Genomic DNA, 17,940 nt, shown 5'->3' on the forward strand with positions numbered 1-17,940 from the left:
ATACTATCTTAAGATAAAAAATTCTATTGAAGAGATTTCTCTTCTCTCAATCCTATACCGAACAAAAATAATTAATTTAATCGTAACATACGGAACCGCAGATAGCAAATACAGGAAATGGAATAAATCATCGAACGATAAAAAGAGCCTTCTCTTTGTAGCTCTATACAAAGAGAAGGCTCTTTTTCAGTGTTCCTATTTTACGCAGCAGTGAATGTAGCAGCTGCTTATTATTTACTTTATTTTTCTGTTTGCTCTGTGTGCCACCATAATGAATCTTTTGGATTTTCAACCGCTTCATTGTACTCAGACTTAGAAGCAACTGTAGGGTATGAACCTTTCAGTGATTTTCCTGCCGTGTTCGCGAACAGGAACAAGATTACGAAAAATCCGATGATGCTCACAATCGTTAAATAGAACGCTGGAGCTAAGTGATTGCCCGTTGCGTGAACTAACCATGTCGCAACTAATGGCGTCGTTCCACCAAAGATAGAAACTGAAACATTAAACGTAATCGCTAATGTTCGGTAGCGAATATCTGTGTAGAACATCGTTGGCAGCGTTCCTGGCATTGTTCCTTCATACGTAGCAAGTAAAACACCTAGAATAAGAATACCGATTGAAATAAAAACTAAACCATTTAAGTTGATTAAATAGAACGAAAAGGCTGACAGTAAGCTCAATCCGCCTAAACCGATTAAGAAAACTTTCTTGTTTCCGATTTTATCGCTCAGTTTTCCAAACATAAGAGCAAGCGGCACCATTAAAATCATAACTGCCGTAATTAATACCGTACCAACTGTGTTTGATAAACCAATAATTTCATTCAAATAAGAAGGCATGTACGATAATAGCATATAGTTTGTAATGTTAAAGAAAGCCACGGCTACGAAACAAACAAACACATCTTTTTTGTGATTTTTTAAAATAGAGAGGAAGCTTTCTTCTTCAACTTCGTCTTCGTTGGAAAGTTCATTTTCAAAAATAGGTGTTTCCCCTAAACTTCTTCGTAAATAAAAACCAATAAGTCCTAAAGGCAATCCTAATAAGAAGGGAATTCTCCAGCCCCATGAGGCCATCTGTTTATCCGAGAGAACAAAAAACAGTAAGCTGGCTAGCAGTGAAGCAAGAATATAGCCAACAAGTGTACCGATTTCTAGTCCACTTCCAAGCACATTTCGCTTATTGTCTGGAGACGATTCTGCAATATACACCATCGCACCAGCATATTCACCACCAGTTGAAAAACCTTGAATGATTCGTGCAATTAATAAAAGGATGGGTGCCCATATACCGATTTGATCATATGTAGGTAACAACCCAATGAGTAATGTGGAAAAGGCCATTAAAATAATGGTGGTGGTTAAAACGACTTTCCTTCCTAACTTGTCTCCAATTTTACCGAATATAACACCGCCTAATGGACGCATTAAAAAGGCAATCGCAAATGTGGCAAATGTGAACACTAATTTGAGCTGATCATTTTCAACTGCACTAAAAAAGTTTTGACTAATAATAACGGCTAAATATGAATACAAGCCAAAGTCAAACCATTCCATCGCGTTTCCTACTCCTGTAGCAAAGACGCTTTTTTTAGCTTTGTCAATATCTACGACGTTAATTTTTTTCTTGTTAAACTTCATTTCATCACGTCACCTCCGCGGTATACGATTATACAAGACTGAGTAGTAAAGTCAAATTTGACTTACTGTAATTCACACGTAACTGTCTTGGAACACTACTTATTTTTAAGTAAAAAACAAAAAATATTCATCTGGTGGTAAATATAAAAAAGGTTGCTGCTAAAGGGGTTAGAGCAAAAAAAATGCTAAAGAATAATCGTTGATAAAGAAATTAATTAAAAATAAAATAATTTTTTTATTTCAACGTACAATTCACGGATCATAATTTCCACTCAGATCACCTGACAATTATTGTCATAACCCATTAGATACAAGCTTCATTTTTGCAATGAATACACGGTTTTCATTACAAAAATTATGTAAACTTAGTAATAAATTATAAAGCTCGTTCTAATAATTGTAACAGTGTATGATTCTGCCCTTAGAACAAAATTTCAAGAGTTGGCTGGGTTCGGGGGATAAAAATTCAGCTCCTTTCTCCCTATCGTGGTTCGTGGCTTCATGGAAGTTTTCTACCGTAAAAGCAAACTGGTTTACAGTGCTGCTTTTGTCATATTCTTCAAGCTTTGTAATATGCTCGCTCAACCTCCTCACCAAGCTGTTTTCCCAAATTGAAAGATATCCTCTTTCTTCTCTTAAATACCCTCTAAGACAAACTTTAAACCTACATTCACTCATATAGTTTTGAACATAAAGATTCACGATAATTACAATTTTTTACATTAAATAAGTGTGAGTGTGCGATGACATAAAAAATAGACCTCCACTTAGACGGAGATCTATTTTTTCACTTGCTTTATTTTTTAGTAAGGCTGCCATTTCGCTCTAAAATTGGTACTTCAATATCTACCGTATTTGGATATTTAACTCCAAGCCCTGTATTTAAAGCAACAACCGTTTCGTTTTCTTTAATCCAGCCTTCTTCCCGCAAATGGCGTGCAGCTAAAAATGTAGCCGCACCTTCCGGACAAATAAACGATCCTTCAAGCTGCGCAACCTTTTTTTGTTCTTCCACAATCTTATCTTCATCGACCGCAATCGCACATCCATTTGTATTGTATACGGCTTCTAAAACAAGAAAGTCCCCAATTGCTTTTGGTACGTTGATACCAAAGGCGATGGTTGAAGAATCCGGCCAAAATTCAGATTCTTGTTTTCGTTCATTCCATGCTTTTACAATAGGCGCGCAGTTTTCAGCTTGTACCGCAACTAAACGAGGAAGATCACCTTTAATCCAGCCAAGCTCTTTTAATTCATTTAACGCTTTATAGATTCCAATTAAGCCAACGCCTCCTCCTGTTGGATATAAAATCACATCAGGAAGATTCCAAGAAAACTGTTCAGCAATTTCTAAGCCCATTGTTTTTTTACCTTCGATTCGGTACGGTTCTTTAAGCGTAGAAGCGTCATAAAGACCCCATGCTTTAATAGCCTCGCCGACAATTTTACCCGCATCGCTGATGAGTCCATCGACTAAGTAAAGTTCAGCTCCAGCAACAGCACACTCATTTCGTGTAATAACAGGCGCATCTTTTGGCATGACAACGGTTGCTTTTATGTCAGCGCGTGACGAATACAGTGACCAAGCAGCTCCTGCGTTGCCATTTGTAGGCATCGCTAACTGTTCAACGCCAAGTTCTTTTGCTTTTGACACCCCTACAGCGGCGCCTCTAGCTTTAAATGATCCCGTTGGAATAATGCCTTCATCTTTCATATATAAGTTTGGAATGTTCATTTCTTTCCCTAGCTTAGGCATTTTTATAAGCGGAGTCATCCCTTCACCTAAGGACACGACGTTTTTTGGATCTTCTACTGGAAGCAGCTCATGATATCTCCATAAATTTGGTTCTCTGCTTTGAACAGCTTCTGGAGTCAAGTTAGCTTTCAATCTCTCTAAATCATACGCTACCAATAGCGGTGAGCCACATTCACATAATTGATGTTTTTCTTTTGGACTATATTCTTTTTTGCATTTAGGACAATATAAGTGAGAAACATAACTAAACGGCATCATACACACTCCTTTAAATTCTGTAAACATACTACCCTATATACATTATAATTTATATTATTTTTATCAGAATTGTAAGGTATGATTTACCCATCATTTTATTGAATATTTTAAAAAGCATAAAATACTATTAAATTAAGATTTTATGCTTTTTCCTACGTTGTTTATATTACTTTTTTAGAATTAACCTCAGTAAATTTAAATAAAAATGCGAAAAAGAAACGCACTTCACACTTTAAATATAGGAATAATTATTTTAGTGTGTTAAAAAGCGACTTGAAGGAGGTAACGAAGGGCAGTGAGTGCACTTTCGATGCTGAACAAACGTAATAATAGAATGTACACTTATATAAAACTCCACCTTCACTATTATTCAGAACGAAACTGCTTCAATAAGACCTCTCTTAAACTAGTAGACAAGGCCTCTGCTTGCAGAACTCTATCCAGCTTCTCTTTATTAAACCGGTCTTTGAATTTTACGTCGTTAACTGTTGCTATAGACACTTCGTTCGGATCTTTTTCAAGCAAGATCAACTCATCTCTCACTGAGACGATGCCTTCTTTTAAAACGCGAAATAAAAACCCTGTATAGCCTGTTTCTCTCATTTTCACGACGATATCCGGCACTTCATATTTTGCAGCAAGCTTGTAACAAGGATTTCTAGGTTCAGATACTTGAATAATAGCCTCACCAAATGCAAATATATCCCCGACGTGCGCGTTTCTTTCTGTTAATCCAACGGTTGTGATGTTTTCTCCAAACAACGCGGTTTTAACAGGGTTTTGGATGATGTTATTCCAGTATTCATAATAATCATAAGGATACAGACATAGCGCTTTGTCCACTCCTCCATGATCTTTGTACGCCTGCTCGTCACCTTCTAGCCCCAACTTACTTAAAAAGACGGGTTCATCTGCTGCTGTTTTTCGAATGGCGGATTGAAACGTTCGTTTTCCATAAGTAAGTGTTTCAATTTTTCCGTAGTTAAGCGACTGAACTTGATAGTGATCTGCCATATGCTCTCTCCTTTTTTAAATCAATAGACTTTTTCATCATGTGATAATTCTTTTCGCTCTGAGCGCTTGTGCATGAATGCAGTAAGCACTAGCAAACACATTGTTAAAACAAGTAAAACAAAAAATAATTGCGTGTTTGTATGAAAGAAATCGCGTGCGAAACCCGATAAAATTGGAGCACACCCTCCTACGATATATCCCCCTGATTGCATCATAGCTGTCCATGAGCTCGCTTCTTGAGGCGAATCTGTCTCATTTAACGGCAGCATAAGTGCTAAAGGAAAAAGTCCTCCAAGCCCTATTCCTAATAGTATCGAAGAAAACCAAAGACTGGTTAAAGGATAGAGAATGAAAACTAAACCCGCTGATGCAAACAGTGTACTGCTCGCAAGCCAAAAGGTTTGGTTTTTATAATAATCAGCTAGCGTTGGAATTAAAAAGCTAAACGCCATTTGAACGAACGTAAAAACGGTAATAAGCGTACCCGCTTCTTGATTACTCATGCCCAAATCGTGTGCGGCTGGCGCTAGCCATGTGGTCACAGAGTAAAAAATGCCGGCCTGCAGCCCAAAGAAAAGCGTAAACAGCCAGGCTTTTTTATTTTTTAACGGCAGCTTGTTTTTTCTGGAGCCAAACGCTTGCTGAGATTTACGCGCAATCGGAGACCAAACAATGAGAGCAATCACGGCCAGCACGCTCCAGCTAGCAAGAGCTACATTCCACGAATCGTGCAGTACATGCTGCAAAGGTACCGTCAGCCCTGCGCTTAACGAAGCGCCCGTTCCCATGCCCACGGAGTAAATTCCGATCATGAGGCCTATTCTATTCGGAAATTTCTTTTTAATAAATCCCGATAACAGCGGTCCAGCGATGGCAATACCTACACCTAAAAGAAAAGCACTGCTTAAAAGAACAGATATTGAGTGTGCGGCCACTCTCATACACGTCGCGATTCCAATCACCACTAAGCAAAAAGAAATCACTTTTTCAGCTCCCCACAGCCCTTCAAGTTTTCCTGTAAACAATGCAAACAACCCCATACATAACACAGGAATAGCTGTTAAAAAACTAACTGTAACATTGCTCAATCCCAGCTGATTACGTATGGTTTCAAGCACAGGCGATACGGATGTAATACCGATTCGTAAATTAATTGAAACTAAAAATAAAGCAATCACGTACACATATATTCTCTCTTTTGACTTCATGTTGTTATTCCTCTCTCGTTGATTCAGTATATCATCTGATGTTTAACTTTTTAAAAAAGGAACTTAGATAAGCTCCAAATTTTGACCGGCATATTTTTTTGCTTGCTCTGTATCTCCATTCAAAATAGCGGTAAATAAGTTTTCATGAATGGTGGAATTATCTTTATAATCAATCGTTTTTAAAATGAGCTGACTCAGCGTATGTCGCAGTACAGGCACAAACGATTGATATAAATCCATTAAAACATTATTTTTACTAGCTTCTGCAATCGAAAGATGAAACTGAATATCCGCATCTATATATTCAGCATAATTGCCTTTTTCAAGTTCTTTTTTCCGTTTATCTAAATGCCCTTTCATCTTTAACAAGTCTTCGTCCGTTCGACGCTGCGCCGCTAACATCGCCACTTGCAAATCAAGCATTTCACGCGCTTCGTAAATATGATCAATATCTGCCGTTTGAAGTCTTGTTTCAAACGAATCCTGTGTGAAGCTAAGAGACTTAATTCTCGTTCCTTTTCCTTGTTTCACTTCCAGTACATTTGCATGAACAAGAATTTTCACCGCTTCTCGCAAAGTAGATCGCCCTACCCCGAGCTCTTCCATTAGCTGAGGCTCCGTTGGAAGCTGATCTCCTACCTGATATTGACCTGAAAAAATTTTCGTTTGAAGCTGCTCTAGCACCTCATCCACTAGCTTTCGACGCGGTACTTTTGAAAACGATTGTTTATTATGTATATTCATCTGCTCATCTCCTGTTTATATCACCTTTATGATAAACAATTTTATGTTGTTTGGCAAGAGTGCTATAGATTAAGGAGCAGCGCGTGGAGTGCTCGTTACACTAATAATTAAACAAGGAGAATCACCGCCCCTTACTTCTAGATTTTAACAAGTCTTTATCAGTAGTAAAAAAAGGCTCCGTTAAACTTAAAAGCCTGCCTACTCAAACCTAAACCCAATCCCGCCGTCTACAATAATGTTTTGACCCGTAACAAACGATGCGTCATCCGAAAGGAGCCATTTTACTGCTTTTGCGGCTTCAAACGGATCACCAATTCTGCCTAGCGCGTTTAATTTTTGATAGGATTCATTGAGCTTTTCTTTTTCCTCTGAAGATAGAGCTAAAAACTTTTCTTCTAGCATAGACGTCCGAAATGCACCTGGACACAGAGAGTTAATTCTTATGTTTTGATGGCCATATTCTTGAGCAACTGATTTTGTTAAAGCGATCACACCGCTTTTTCCGGCCGCATATACGCCTGTCCCTGCTGAACATAAAATAGCGTCCATTGACGACGTATTCACGATGACACCGCTGTTTTGTTTGGTCATTACCTGCAGCTGATATTTCATACAAAGCCATACGCTTTTTAACGTAACGTTTATTAAATGGTCAAAGTCTTCTTCTTTGAATTCATGGGTAGCATTAGAAGCTGCCTCCGTGTTAGCCGCATTATTAAAGCCAACATCAATTTTTCCAAAAGTAGAGTATGTGTGGCTCACAAGGTTTTTGACATCTTGACTATTCGTTACATCCGTTTTAATAAAAAGAGAGTGAGGAGACCATTTTCTTAATACAGAAAGAGCTTCTTCTCCTTTTTCACTATTTCTAGAAGCAATCACAACATGCATGCCCTCTTTTGCGAGTAATTCCGCTGTTGCTAAGCCAATCCCCGACGTTCCACCCGTAATAATCCCTACTTTTTCTTCAAACATATAGTTCTCCCCTTTTGTGTTCAATAAGATCCCAAAAAATTAAATTTAGTAACATTAGCCATAGAAGTTATTCAGCTTTGGGTAGATTAATACCTGCTTCGAAACACTAAAAAGAGAGTGAGACACAACTAAAGCAATTCAATCTAAAGGCGAGCAAATCGGATACATGAGCTAGTTTGGGTCACTCGCTACACCGCTGTTGATTTCCGTGCAAGGCTTCGCTTTCCGCGGGCGGCCGCTGATCCTCCTCGTCGCTTACGCTCCTGCGGGGTCTCACCTATTCCGCTTTTCCCGCAGGAGTCTTCGCCTTGCCCTCCAATCAACTGCTAGACGCACGTACCCACATAAACGAAATCTACGTTCATCCCAATAACAAAAAATCCGAACGAGTTTGATTCTCCATCAAGAATCTCCATTCCTTGTTCGGATTCACCTTCAACTACACTACTTTTGTCACAACCTCTTTTAATTAGCATTAGCCACTAACTTGATGTTGAGAAACAGATAAAGTAGATTTTCGATTCCATAAATAAAAGGCATATCCGCCTAAAAATAAAAGCAGCGCGTAATTAACAAATAAAGAATCATTTGCGTTGACAGGGCTTGTAAACTGGAGAAAATTATTTAAGCCATGAAATACAATCGTCACTCCAATCGATTGACCGTTAACGATCAGTAAAGCCAAGACCAACCCAATAACAAATGCAAATAAAATTTGAAAAATTGTATTTGCTACCGATTGACCGCTTAGCATATTCAAACTGTGCGTAAAGGCAAATAGGAACGATGATAGAAGAACCGCCACTTTATAGCTTTTTGATAACAGCAAATTCAGCATAAATCCTCTAAATACCATCTCCTCTACAAATGCTATGACTAGAGTTTGGGTAAGCAAAATAAGAACAATATCTGCAGTAGAACTTCCGTGTACACCTTTGTTCCCGATGAGGATAATAAGCAAATACAAAAGAAGCGGAGAAAGAACGAGGATTCTTGTTCTAAAGGACATGTTTTGTTGAAAGGAGAAAAAATGCTGCCACTTTTTTGTTTTTGTTAGATAAAAAGCTATTCCTATTGCTAAAGGGACAACTCCTAAAAACTGAAGATAATGTGCAGTAGGATGCGTCATGCTCACGTATGCACCGTTTACCACAAACCAAAAGATAACTAAGATTTCTAGGCCAATAACTTTCCATAAAAGCTTTGACTTGATCATCACTACACTACCTTTCTACTTTAGGCTTCATTGATAACCTATATTCGTTTTAAGGATTTTATATGTTTTCACCTTTTTATCATTCAAGCTCAAAGACCATGTGAGGCAACGCTTTTTCCTTTTAAAATAAGAAGATCGTTCCTCCTTTTTTACTGTGATTACACAAGATACAAAAATGCACAAAACCCTGCCCATGTGACGTAATCACTGAACTCCATTTTTTTATCGCCTCTCACGAGTACATTTACAGCCCAATTCAAAACACTTCCCTCAGACGTTTTATCTACATATTTTCTCGCTAAAGCGTATGCACCCACTCGAAATAAGTAATAGCTGATTAAACATAAAAAAGAGATGGTCATAAAATTTAAATTTAACTCTTTCACCTTGTACACCTCATCGTTTTTGTGTTATTACATAACATTGCTTTTTATTTCTGTTCATAAAAATCTTTTTTGACACCTTTCAAAAGCTTTAAGATTTCTTTATAAAAACAGATAATTAACATTCCAGCGATGTTTGTCACCATCATAATCATAAGATTGCCGATGATGAGACTCAGAAAATTCCCAAAAAACATGAGGCCAATTCCGATATAAAAGCCTGGGTGAAGCAGCTTATCGTCGTCTTCTTTTTCTTCTTCCTGAATGTTTATTCTGTTTTGTAACGCAGCATCATTTTTAATAAACTCATTAATAGTTGTTCCATAGATGTCGCTTAAGTTTAAAAGTTGTTGGATATCAGGGTAGCTCTGATTACCTTCCCATTTATGTATGTGCTGTACCGATACACTCAGCTGTTCAGCAACCTCTTCTTCTGACATTTTTTGTTCTTCTCTTAATTTTTTTAATTGATTTCCTAGCCTCAACTCATTCACCTCTATAACTGTGGCAGCTTGTAAACAAAATTTGTTTGCACTACGTTTTCTCGTTTTCTACAATTCTAACATATTGTGGTAAAAAAGAAAGAAACAGTAATGAGACGTATAAACCATAAAACGATACCCCTAAAAAATAGTGAGAATTCTCATGTGTAAAAAATGAAAGAATGCACTTTTATCTTCATCCTTTTATTGTTTATACTAAATAGTGGATTGTAAGAACGTAGAACTGAAAAAGGAGGCAAACTGACGATGGAAATGCTGCTTATTTATCTATTTGTTATCGCTCTTATTGGATTCATTATTTGGAGAAAAATGAAAAAGAAAAATAAGCCCATTAAAAAGAATGGACTTGGTATATTAGCACCTATTTTCTTTATAGTCATTGCATTTTCTCTTAGTCTAAGTCAGATGATGCACATACCGGGCCAATCATTTCACTTACCACCCTACTGGGAAATGATGATTGCTGGTGTATTAGGTATTATATTTGGACTCATTATGCTTAGCCAAACAGACTATGAAGTAAGAGAAGATGGCTTTATTTATTCAAAGCCAAACAAGAATTTTAAATATGTAATTATCGCCATTATCTTTATAAGAATGGCTTTGAGCCAGTACTTCAAAGGCTTAGATTCCATAGACTTCGCGGTCTTGACGATGACACTAGCTTTTATATATATTGTCATTTGGAGAGTTGGCAGCTATTTAAAATTCCGTAAATTAAATGGTGATAATTACAGTGTAAATGCTGGGTAATCATCAATATAACTAATCCTTCTTCCTGTTTGGAAAGAAGGATTTTTTGTCATAGTGAGTAAAAGTCTCGCGTGTTGTGTAAGACAACCTATATATTGTATAATGCAATATGTGTTTTTTATAACAGAAGTCTATCTATAAAAACAGATTATAGGAAAACTGTACCTAATCACCAGCTGTTTGATTTACAGGTATATAATGAAAGGAATCGTCACATGACATTTATCAATTCTGTAACAGGCCAAGTCGATGCGTCAGAACTAGGGCTAACACTAATCCATGAGCATATGCGCGTTCGTTCTGAATCTGTTCACGCACAGTTTCCTCAGTTATATGATGAGAAACAAGAAATCGCTAAAGCAGTCGAACAAGTAAATCGTGCAAAGAAGCTTGGAGTTAAAACAATCTGTGATCCTACGGTGATGGAACAAGGACGCGATATTCGTTTTATTGAGCGAATTGCCCGTGAAACAGACACTCAAATCATCGCAGCCACAGGAATTTATACGTATAACTACATTCCTACCCACTTTCAAACTCGTAGCATTGACTATATGGCAGACCTGTTTGTTCGAGACATTGAAGTCGGCATTCAAAACACATCGATTAAAGCAGGCTTTTTAAAATGCGCTACGGATGCACCTGGCGTAACGGCTGATGTAGAAAAAGTAATGCGCGCTGTCGCACGAGCTCATAAAAAAACGGGCGTGCCAATTATGACTCATTCACATCCTGCAAGCGGCACAGGCTTAAAGCAGCTGGACATCTTACTCGATGAAGGCGCTAATCCAAATCAAATTCTGATTGGACATACGGGAGATACGGATAACCTTGAGTATATTTCAAACATATTAAGTCAAGGTGCCTTTATCGGTATGGACCGCTACGGCTTGACTAGAGAATGTTCAACTGAAAACAGAAATAATACGGTCATCCAGTTAGCTAAACAAGGCTATTCAAACCGCATGTTTCTCTCACAAGACTACTGCTGTACAATGGACTGGTTTCCAGAAGGCGTGATTGAAGAACGTTTTCCAAAATGGTCGATGAGCTTTGTATTAGAAGAAGTCGTGCCTGAGTTAAAAAGAAAAGGCTTAACGGAACAGCAGATTCAGCATATGCTTTTTGATAACGCCCGCTGCTGGTTTGAAGGAAAATAATTGAGATATTCTTTTTGTTACTATAAAAACCCCCACTGTGCAAGCTTACAGTGGGGGTTTTTCGCGTATTATTCTACCTTACGTTAACCTGTTTTTCTTAATAGCTTTTGTTTTTCGCGGCTCTTTTTCACCATAAAGTGTATACCACATAAGCACAACCCGACGGCTATTCCAATTGTCAAGTTTGTAAACACTGTTAACGAAAATGTCGTAAGTAAAACCAGTGAATGAAATGATTTTTCTTTTATCACCTTTGCAAACTGTTCTTTTTTACTGATATTCCATGCTACGACCATTAAAACTGGCGCAAGACTGGCAAGCGCAACGTATGAAGCATACGGCGCTAGCACTAACAGCACGATTAACACAAAGATAGCATGCGTCATTCCTGCAATTGGAGATGAAGCGCCGTTTTTAATATTGGTAACAGTTCTTGCAATCTCTCCTGCTGCGGGAATACCTGAAAACAGCGGTGTTACCATATTTACAATTCCTTGACCGATCAGTTCTTTTTTGCTGCTGTGCTTTGATTTTGTCATTTCATCCGCAACGCGAGCTGTCAGCAAAGACTGTAACCCTACAAGTATAGCAATTACAAACGCAGAAGGTAAAAGAGTTACCACCCTCTCCACTGTTATATTTGGAAACGCTGGCGCCGGGAAATGACGAGGTATCTCTCCGTAAATCGAACTAATTGTTTCAAACTGATTGGAAAAGAAAAAAGATGCCAAGCCCGTTGATACAATAATTCCAAGTAAATAGGACATTCCCAGCGACTTTGGTGAAAAGTAAAGAACTATTAAAATCGTAGCTAAGCACAATCCTGCTGTAGCGATACTATAGATGTTAATGAAGTGTAAATTACCAAAAATCTCTTTTATATTCAAATGAAAAAACTGAAATTTGTCAATCGCGTGCAGTCCAAGGAAGTTTGGTATCTGCCCGCTAAAGATAATCAGCGCAATTCCTGACTGAAATCCTACAATAATAGATGACGGAAAATACTTGATTAAAGCTCCTACTTTGCATAGCGCAAAGATAATGAGGAGAATCCCTGACATAAAGCCGGCAATTAATAAGTTTTCATAGCCATATTGCAACACAATTCCTAATAAAACAGGAACAAACGCACCCGTAGGTCCAGCGATTTGAAACCTACATCCACCTAAAATAGCAATTAACAATCCCGCTACAATCGTCGTATAAAGTCCTGTAACAGGCGATATTCCAGAAGCTATCGCAAATCCTAACCCTAAAGGTATAGCTATAATGCCAACAACAATACCCGATAGTATATCTTTCTTCAAATGCTGCAAGGAGTAATTTCGAAAAACCTCTAGATTCATAAGTGTACATCAGCCTCCATTTTAAGTAGTGAGGTTACCCATTCGTATTTTGGTCATACAACCTTATTGAGCTTTCTCAAAATAAGGTGGGCTACTCGATTACTTCTATCTTAAAGGAGACAACTTACAAAAAAATAAAGAGGAAATTAGAAGTTTCTTAGACAGTTATTAAAATTTTCTTAAAAATTCTTATTTTTATTCTTTTAGTTATTTTTTAGATAAAATGCGGTTCTTTGTTGTAAATAAAGCAAGATAACTAGACCCTATAGTAACGATAGAATGAATGGATGTGGACAGGCTGTGTTTAAAAATCTTTAAGTTTAAGTAGACGACACGCCTACCTCCATTCGTTTAACTATATTCGAATTCATAGGAAGCTCGGTTACATAAGGCCAATTAATTACAAACGTGAACACTAAAAGACAGAGGCTTTGAATCATAATTCAAAGCCCCTGTTTTTACTAATAAGATATATAATACCAATTCTTTTGTATCTTTTCTATTTCATCAAACTTCAGACCAAAATCGCCCGATGAAGGTTTACGGTTTTTTGGGTCATACACAAAACCCGAGAAATGGCCGAATAGTCCACTGCTTGTAAAGAAAAGTACGGAGATTGCCTTTCCTTTGGTTTCTACTGCAACATCATCTCGACCTCTGGACACACTCGCATACTCTTTCGGTAGATCAATCAGCGATGAGTTGTCGGGTTCATTGGAGAAAGGAATGAGCGATGGGTAGTCGACTCCATCGGCTTTCAAGACGCCACTTTGTATGTTAGCTGCCACTTCTTTTCTCTTCTGCTGATGGAGTTTAAAGTTTATGTCTAAATTAAGCTGCTCAGACGGAATGAAGAACCACAGCACAACGGTTATCACTTGAATAACCAGTGGTAGCCACTTTCTACTACTAAAGAGATAAATCAATGTCCACAGCGTTAGTAATAAAAAGAAAGGAAGGACAAAGAATAACCATATATATGGACTTACGTATTTCCCTATACGATCATCTAAATCCCATTGAAACAGGGACAATAAAAAAATGAACAAACTGCTACATAACGATAAAAGCAAAGTTAAATGACGTTTCACATATTTCCCTCTCTCTGAAATAATTCTTTTTAACCTTCACTCTTTATCATTCATTATTTACTATAGTTCTGTGAATCCGCTTTAAGAATTCTCTTATTATTCTAGAAAGCCCATTATTGGCGTTATAAAAATACCCAAAAGAATAAGTTTTATAGTGCGGAGGAGCAAAGTTAACGACTACATATTGATCACTTCTAGATAAACCAGCATCTGTTTTAAATGCGTAGTCAAATCCTATATTTATTGCCGTATTATTTTCCAATGTATGACGAATTGTATCTACATTATTGGTAGTAAACAAGATATCACATGGCAGTGAACTAAAACCTTTCATAAATTCCTGAATATACTTGTCGTTATATAAAACAATTGGCTGGTTAATTAACATCTCTTCAGTAATGAGTGTTTGTTTGGCTAATGGCGACTTCTTATTTACTGCAGCTACCATATGACCATCCAATAACTTTTTAAATACCAAGTTCCGATACTTTTTTTCTTCTTTTTCTGTATAAGTAATGAAACCTACATCTACTTCCCCATCTAGAACTTTATCTATAATATACTCGGTGCTATTTTCATAGACAGAAGCCTTTATGTTCGGATATTCTCTTTTAATTTCTGTTATTAAGCGAACGAGAATCTCCATTGGTCCTGGGTAGGTTGCAATCTTTATTTCACCATTCATTGTATTTGTATACGCTTCTGCTTCATCCATAAATTCTTGAATTTTCAATAAAGCAGCGCTGGCCTTTTCAATTAACCTATGACCTTCTTCAGTTGGAATAGATCCTCTTCTGGAACGATGAAAAATCATTATATTTAGTTCTTTCTCTAAATTTTTTATAGATTGGCTTAATGCAGGTAACGTAATATGCAGGTTACCAGCTGCTTCTTTTAGTGAACCCGTTTTATCTATTTCCACTATATGTTTCAATTGTTCAATATTCATAATGCCCTCTTTTTCTTTTAGTTAAGTATTACTTAACAATCGTTAATATTAACTAAATTTACCATAAGTATATCTGGTTGTATACTGATAGATATAGTAAAAGAAATGACACAAGGAGATGGAGTATATGAAGGCGCTAAGATGGCATAATCAAAAAGATATTCGTCTTGAAGAAATAAATGAACCAGTTGTACAGGCTGGTCAGGTAAAAATGAAAGTTAAATGGTGTGGAATTTGCGGTAGTGATTTGCATGAATACTTAGGTGGTCCCATCTTTATTCCAGTTGATAAACCGCACCCTCTCACTAATGAGGTTGCTCCAGTGACGCTTGGACATGAATTCTCAGGTGAAGTAGTAGAGGTTGGAGAAGGTGTAACCCATTATAAAGTTGGTGATCGTGTGGTTGTTGAGCCAATCTTTTCTACACATGGACACCAAGGTGCTTATAATCTAGATGAACAAATGGGATTCTTAGGTTTAGCCGGAGGCGGTGGCGGTCTTAGTGAATATGTCGCAGTAGACGAAGAACTTTTATTCAAACTTCCAGATGATTTATCTTATGAACAAGGTGCTCTAGTAGAACCAGCGGCAGTAGCTCTTTATGCAGTACGTTCAAGTAAAGTGAAAGCCGGAGACAAAGTTGCTGTATTTGGATGTGGACCAATTGGACTTCTTGTCATTGAAGCGTTGAAAGCAGCAGGTGCAACCGATATTTATGCAGTTGAATTATCTCCAGAAAGACAAGCGAAAGCAGAAGAATTAGGAGCTATCATCATTAATCCTGCTGAAGTTGAAGATACGGTAGCCGAAATTGCTAGATTAACTGACGGTGGCGTAGATGTATCATTTGAAGTAACAGGCGTACCTATTGTATTACGTCAAGCCATCCAATCTACGGGAATTGGCGGAGAAACGATTATCGTTAGCATATGGGAAAAAGGAGCAGAAATTCTACCGAATGATATTGTAATTAAAGAACGAACTGTTAAAGGAATCATTGGCTATCGTAACGTGTTCCCAGCAGTATTGTCTCTTATGCAAAAAGGCTACTTCTCAGCCGAAAAGTTAGTAACGAAAAAGATAGCTCTAGACGATGTAATTGAAGAAGGGTTTGAAAGCCTGATTAAAGAAAAAAACCAAGTTAAAATTCTGGTTAAATCGGAACAGCAATAACAATCATCAACAATGAAGATTTCTCTAAGCCACTGATCGTAATTAGTGGCTTTTTATTTCTTTAATCGGGTCCAGCCGAGAGATGTGTAAAATTTCACCAACACAATTTGACAGTTTAGAAGAATGAACGAGTCAACTACATAACGATGCCCATTAATTTAATTACATTTGAATCCGTGGGACGCTTGGTTACATGAATCCCATGCATTACGGAATTGATCCCCTAAAAAACTTTCCTAGTCTAGTGTTGAGGTACCAATGGGTTAATCGACGAGGACCAGACATATATAAAATACATATGCCCGCCCTTTTTAACCACCGTAGTAATACTTTAAAAAGTTTAAGATGGATAACAGGATAATCAAAATAACCAAAACTCCTTCTATTAATATCCTTCGCCCTTCTTTTGGGGATTTCTTTTGTTTTTTATGGGCATACAAAACCAGTTTTCGAAAGGAAATGTGAAGTAAAATAACGAAGACAAACAAACCAATCTTCACAAGAATAAACAGATTATCACATCCGTTTCAACAAACTAAAGATCTAAGAGACATTCGGCAAACAACTTAGCTATGAAACTTTTTATTTTCTTTGTTCTTTTGATAATCTACAAAAAAGGATACTGGAACTGCTCCAATACCTATACCAATCGAAATAAACAGCGACTGGTTCAGCTGAAGACTCGGATTTGCCGCTGCCTTACTATAAATGATAAAACACACAAAGCTTAAAAGGCCTATAGCTAAAGGAATGAGCGCGTGCTTGTACCATTTCATTGTATTAGCCTCCCCTCTTTTTCACCCCGCCTAGCTTGATAGTCGCAGCATACGATTTATTTGTCAGCAATTAAGAGATGCACCGATTAATAGCACAATCCTGTTTAGGTAAAATGACTTCCCGCTATAGCGCTGGCTAAAAGAACGATTACGGCTAGCTCTCTTATCATATAGGTTTGGCTTTCACTCAAAGGTTTCCCCTTTCTTTCACTCATAACAGGGTAAAAATAAAAAAGGTAAAAAGATAAAAGAAAACCCATACCCGCTGTCACAGCTATGATCATTTCCAAATTATCACATCTCCTTTTTCTTCCTTTTCCTTCTTTTCTTCTTGTTAAACAAGTTTAGCCAAGTAGTCAGCGGCGCCTCTCCAGAACATACGAGTCCTCTTGAAATCATACAAAAATAAAAAAGGCAGGATTTCTCCTGCCTTTTTGCATATGTAATTCCTCTTCACTATGTCAACTCAGCGCTTTTAGCGAGCATAAAAGCAGAGATACTAAACAAAACAATCAATAAAGAAGCGGCATGTAACAGTAAAAAAAGAAATTTTTGGCCGCCTTTAATGAAGCACGAATAAATCATTCCTAGGATTGTTACTAAGATTAAAAGTGCTGCTGCTATTTTAATTACTATAGCAAAGAAAGCTCCTGCAAATACAATTGACGGAATAAAACACGCTACAATAATTATGTACAAAATCAGTGTAGCAATAAAAGCGTTTTTTGATACGTTTGAAGCACGTTTAAACAAATTCCCCATATAATCTCCTTTCCCATTTTAAAACTGCATCTTTTACTATAATACATGTGTCTAGAGGACACAATTAACTTTTGTGAAAACCTTAATAAGTTAAGCTTGATCACCAATAATATCAGCTATATTTTTGAGATCTTGTTTGCTTAGTTTATCAAATGTTCTAGCTGTTTTTTTGTTTGAATTATTTGATGATAAATAACCTTAAAGAACGCTTTGTAGTATTTACTTCAAA

The 17,940-nt window shown here is 37.2% G+C and carries 18 protein-coding genes; 3 read left to right on the forward strand and 15 right to left on the reverse strand.

The window, feature by feature from the left end:
- Nucleotides 1–239: 239 nt before the first annotated feature.
- The 10 genes from CEQ83_RS16680 to CEQ83_RS16720 form a co-directional block, all read right to left on the reverse strand.
- Complete coding sequence (locus CEQ83_RS16680; RefSeq protein WP_033580232.1) at nt 240–1,643, reverse strand: MFS transporter; 1,404 nt, start codon at nt 1,641–1,643, stop codon at nt 240–242.
- Nucleotides 1,644–2,439: 796 nt separating this feature from the next.
- Complete coding sequence (locus CEQ83_RS16685; protein ID WP_098113518.1) at nt 2,440–3,654, reverse strand: threonine synthase; 1,215 nt, start codon at nt 3,652–3,654, stop codon at nt 2,440–2,442.
- A 369-nt stretch (nt 3,655–4,023) separates the two neighbouring features.
- A complete protein-coding gene (locus tag CEQ83_RS16690) occupies nt 4,024–4,671 on the reverse strand; it encodes an MOSC domain-containing protein (protein WP_098113519.1) in 648 nt (215 codons plus the stop codon).
- A 20-nt stretch (nt 4,672–4,691) separates the two neighbouring features.
- The gene (locus CEQ83_RS16695; protein WP_155009948.1) at nt 4,692–5,879 is read right to left on the reverse strand and encodes an MFS transporter; all 1,188 of its coding nucleotides are present in this window, start codon (nt 5,877–5,879) and stop codon (nt 4,692–4,694) included.
- Between the two features lie 63 nt (nt 5,880–5,942).
- Nucleotides 5,943–6,623 carry a FadR/GntR family transcriptional regulator gene (locus CEQ83_RS16700; protein ID WP_098113520.1) on the reverse strand — a complete coding sequence of 227 codons (681 nt, stop codon included), beginning with the start codon at nt 6,621–6,623 and terminating at the stop codon, nt 5,943–5,945.
- Between the two features lie 198 nt (nt 6,624–6,821).
- Nucleotides 6,822–7,598 carry an SDR family NAD(P)-dependent oxidoreductase gene (locus CEQ83_RS16705; protein WP_098113521.1) on the reverse strand — a complete coding sequence of 259 codons (777 nt, stop codon included), beginning with the start codon at nt 7,596–7,598 and terminating at the stop codon, nt 6,822–6,824.
- Between the two features lie 188 nt (nt 7,599–7,786).
- Nucleotides 7,787–7,921: a hypothetical protein gene (locus CEQ83_RS27650; RefSeq protein WP_261763710.1), complete on the reverse strand. Its 135-nt coding sequence runs from the start codon at nt 7,919–7,921 to the stop codon at nt 7,787–7,789.
- 152 nt (nt 7,922–8,073) lie between these two features.
- Nucleotides 8,074–8,814: a CPBP family intramembrane glutamic endopeptidase gene (locus tag CEQ83_RS16710; protein WP_098113692.1), complete on the reverse strand. Its 741-nt coding sequence runs from the start codon at nt 8,812–8,814 to the stop codon at nt 8,074–8,076.
- A gap of 158 nt (nt 8,815–8,972) precedes the next feature.
- A complete protein-coding gene (locus tag CEQ83_RS16715) occupies nt 8,973–9,200 on the reverse strand; it encodes a hypothetical protein (RefSeq protein ID WP_098113691.1) in 228 nt (75 codons plus the stop codon).
- Nucleotides 9,201–9,244: 44 nt separating this feature from the next.
- Nucleotides 9,245–9,691, reverse strand: coding sequence for a helix-turn-helix domain-containing protein (locus CEQ83_RS16720; protein WP_224980337.1), 447 nt, complete (start codon nt 9,689–9,691; stop codon nt 9,245–9,247).
- Between the two features lie 255 nt (nt 9,692–9,946).
- Between CEQ83_RS16720 and CEQ83_RS16725 the strand changes: the two genes are divergently transcribed.
- Together CEQ83_RS16725 and CEQ83_RS16730 are read left to right on the forward strand one after the other, a co-directional pair.
- Entirely contained in the window at nt 9,947–10,453 is a 507-nt protein-coding gene (locus tag CEQ83_RS16725) for a CcdC protein domain-containing protein (RefSeq protein WP_176521448.1), read from the forward strand.
- A 215-nt stretch (nt 10,454–10,668) separates the two neighbouring features.
- Nucleotides 10,669–11,613 (forward strand): phosphotriesterase family protein, encoded by a 945-nt coding sequence (locus tag CEQ83_RS16730; RefSeq protein ID WP_098113688.1) that lies wholly within the window; start codon nt 10,669–10,671, stop codon nt 11,611–11,613.
- Between the two features lie 83 nt (nt 11,614–11,696).
- On the opposite strand, the gene CEQ83_RS16735 is transcribed toward CEQ83_RS16730, so the two are convergent.
- The 3 genes from CEQ83_RS16735 to CEQ83_RS16745 all read right to left on the reverse strand — a co-directional run bounded on the left by CEQ83_RS16735 (nt 11,697) and on the right by CEQ83_RS16745 (nt 14,999).
- Entirely contained in the window at nt 11,697–12,959 is a 1,263-nt protein-coding gene (locus CEQ83_RS16735) for a SulP family inorganic anion transporter (RefSeq protein WP_098113687.1), read from the reverse strand.
- Nucleotides 12,960–13,420: 461 nt separating this feature from the next.
- On the reverse strand, nt 13,421–14,050 hold the full coding sequence (locus CEQ83_RS16740) for a hypothetical protein (protein WP_098113686.1): 630 nt from the start codon (nt 14,048–14,050) through the stop codon (nt 13,421–13,423).
- Nucleotides 14,051–14,096: 46 nt separating this feature from the next.
- Nucleotides 14,097–14,999, reverse strand: coding sequence for a LysR family transcriptional regulator (locus CEQ83_RS16745; protein ID WP_028414635.1), 903 nt, complete (start codon nt 14,997–14,999; stop codon nt 14,097–14,099).
- 127 nt (nt 15,000–15,126) lie between these two features.
- On the opposite strand from CEQ83_RS16745, the gene CEQ83_RS16750 reads away from it, so the two are divergent.
- A complete protein-coding gene (locus CEQ83_RS16750; protein ID WP_155009947.1) occupies nt 15,127–16,173 on the forward strand; it encodes a 2,3-butanediol dehydrogenase in 1,047 nt (348 codons plus the stop codon).
- Nucleotides 16,174–16,739: 566 nt separating this feature from the next.
- Here the strand turns inward: CEQ83_RS16750 and CEQ83_RS16755 are convergent.
- Together CEQ83_RS16755 and CEQ83_RS16760 are read right to left on the reverse strand one after the other, a co-directional pair.
- Entirely contained in the window at nt 16,740–16,949 is a 210-nt protein-coding gene (locus tag CEQ83_RS16755; protein ID WP_098113684.1) for a hypothetical protein, read from the reverse strand.
- Nucleotides 16,950–17,405: 456 nt separating this feature from the next.
- Nucleotides 17,406–17,711 (reverse strand): hypothetical protein, encoded by a 306-nt coding sequence (locus CEQ83_RS16760; RefSeq protein WP_098113683.1) that lies wholly within the window; start codon nt 17,709–17,711, stop codon nt 17,406–17,408.
- Nucleotides 17,712–17,940 lie beyond the last annotated feature (229 nt).

It is taken from the genome of Priestia megaterium (assembly GCF_009497655.1).
GTDB classification, from domain to species: domain Bacteria; phylum Bacillota; class Bacilli; order Bacillales; family Bacillaceae_H; genus Priestia; species Priestia zanthoxyli.